The organism is Dyella sp. 2HG41-7 (assembly GCF_021390675.1).
In the GTDB taxonomy this organism is placed as follows: Bacteria; Pseudomonadota; Gammaproteobacteria; order Xanthomonadales; family Rhodanobacteraceae; genus Dyella_B.
This window is the reverse complement of record NZ_JAJEJV010000001.1, coordinates 1-1,137: the sequence shown is the minus strand read 5'-3', so window position 1 is coordinate 1,137 and position 1,137 is coordinate 1. Positions and strand designations below refer to the sequence as shown.

Genomic DNA, 1,137 nt, shown 5'->3' with positions numbered 1-1,137 from the left:
CGGGCTTTTCCATGACAGCTTAGCGTGCGGATTACTGCTGAACCTGCAGTTCCGTACGACGGTTGCGTGCGCGACCTTCGGTCGTCTTGTTGCTGTCGATCGGGTCGTTCATGCCATGACCGATCGGACCTTCCAGACGGCTCGGGTCGATGCCGTGACCGGTCAGGTAGTCATACACGATCTTCGCACGACGCTCGGACAGGCCCTGGTTGTACTCGGCCTTGCCCACGCTGTCGGTGTAACCGGCGACCATCACCTTCACCTGCGGATAGCGCTTCAGCGTATCCACGGCCTGGTCCAGAATCGCCAGCGAGTCGCTGCTCGGCACGGCCAAAGCCGGCTCGATGTTGGTCTCGCCCTTCTTCGGACGGTCGAACTTGAAGTTCACGCCCTTCAGGTCGATCACGACTTTCTGCGGGCAACCATCCGGTCCCACGATCGTGCCTTCCGGCAGATCCGGGCACTTGTTGTCGCACAGGTTCACGCCGTTGCGGAACTGCTTGGAGCAGTCCGGCTGCGCCGGCGGGGGCGGCGTGGCCGGGGCGGCCGCTGCCGGCACCGCACCGATCTTCGCCACGATGCTGAAGCCCAGGAACCAGTCGCCGTAACCGTTGTGCTGCGGCAGGGTCTTGTCGTCCCAGTCGTAGCGGTAGCCGGCTTCCACGCGGAAGTCAGCACTGTCGGTGATCGACTTGGAAACGCCCACGCCTGCTTCGGCGGCCGGCGCCCAGTCGCGGCTGAACGGGTTGTGGTGGTAGCTGCCCATCACGCCGCCCAACAGGTACGGACGCCATGCGTTGGCATCACCGAAGAAGTAACGGGCCGAGACACCGTAGTTGTTGTTCGACCAGGTGTTGCCCTGACCGAACACGGCCGAATCGGCGCGACGCTTGGTGCGGTCCACGAACAACTCGACCGAAACGTTCGGGGCGATGAATTTACCCACCGACAAGCCGTAGTAGATCTGGCGGCTGCGCGTGTCGCGGTCGGTATCGTTGTAGTAGCCGCCGACGGTCGGCGCCACGTACCAGCGATCGTCAAAACCGTTCGGCCATGCCGGCGCCGTGCTGCTAGCCATGCTGCTGCTGGCTGCGGGCGCGCTGCTGCTGGCAGCCGGCGTGGTGTCCTGCGCGTGAA

At 64.2% G+C, this 1,137-nt stretch carries 1 protein-coding gene; it reads right to left on the bottom strand.

The features are described from left to right. Positions 1-31: 31 nt before the first annotated feature. Positions 32-1,137, bottom strand: a 1,106-nt coding sequence (locus L0U79_RS00005) for an OmpA family protein (protein ID WP_345778410.1), incomplete at its 5' end; no start/stop codon positions are given.